The 853-nt window shown below is 41.0% G+C and carries 1 protein-coding gene; it reads left to right on the top strand.

Annotation, left to right across the window (positions count from 1 at the left end):
* The first annotated feature begins 73 nt into the window (after positions 1 to 73).
* Entirely contained in the window at positions 74 to 604 is a 531-nt protein-coding gene (locus tag IDZ20_RS00040; protein WP_188149382.1) for an SEL1-like repeat protein, read from the top strand.
* The last annotated feature ends 249 nt before the right edge of the window (positions 605 to 853 follow it).

Raw genomic sequence — 853 nt, 5'->3', positions numbered from 1 at the left:
CGCGCAGCTCCATTTTACACAAACGCTCACAGCAAAAATTGCAGGTGAGCTTGGCGTTAGCAGGCTTAAATGAATGGAGCAAGTCATCAAGAATATAATATTAATCATCTGCGGCCTTATAATTGGTGCTTCAATTGCTAGCAGTTATTACTCCAAGCAATTGAGCGAACAGTATATTGAAGGCTTAGAACAAGACGTTAAGACTTCCGATATGCATATGAAGCATATTGCAGGTATTTACTTAGGCTTACTTAAGGCCTCAGAAGAAGGAAATGATGCAATTTTACGAGAAGCCTATTACGGCTTCGGAATCCTATCGGATAGGCTTAATGACAAAGATATTGCTATCCATCAAACGAACTTTATAGCCTTTCTAACAAATGACTGTGGCAATAATATTTATAAGTCTTGCACCTATCTAGGCGAGCATTACTTCAAACAAAAACAATATAGCGAGGCACTTCCTATTCTTTTAAAAAGTGCCGAGCAAAACAACCCAGCGGCTATTTCTCTGCTCGTAGATTTATACAGAGTCAAAGATTGGCCTCAAGCAAACGAAGAGATTGCAAGGTCTTGGATGTTAAAGTTAGGTAAAAATGGTTAAGCAAATGCCTGCTAACAAGTCAAAGCACTCGGACTTGGTAAAGCTGTCACCTTTTTTTTTCCAAAAAAGCCGCCAACTTCACCAAGCCGGTGTTTGAGGCGTTATGCGCGTATTGAAAAAAGCGCTTTGTCAGTTTTAGGTTTGTGGTAATTGTCTTTTTAGTTTGTGCCGCTCCAGCAGTGGTGTAGCAGGGTAAATCGCAGTGATGCAGTCAGGGAGTGGCATTCAATTTCTAGTCGGTCGTGTCCG

It is taken from the genome of Teredinibacter waterburyi, from assembly GCF_001922985.1.
GTDB classification, from domain to species: domain Bacteria; phylum Pseudomonadota; class Gammaproteobacteria; order Pseudomonadales; family Cellvibrionaceae; genus Teredinibacter; species Teredinibacter waterburyi.
This window is presented reverse-complemented; position numbering and strand designations above follow the sequence as displayed.

Bases quoted from the DNA above. Each gene is read 5' to 3' on its own strand.
- IDZ20_RS00040 (WP_188149382.1), top strand. From the start codon at position 74: ATGGAGCAAGTCATCAAGAATATAATATTAATCATCTGCGGCCTTATA.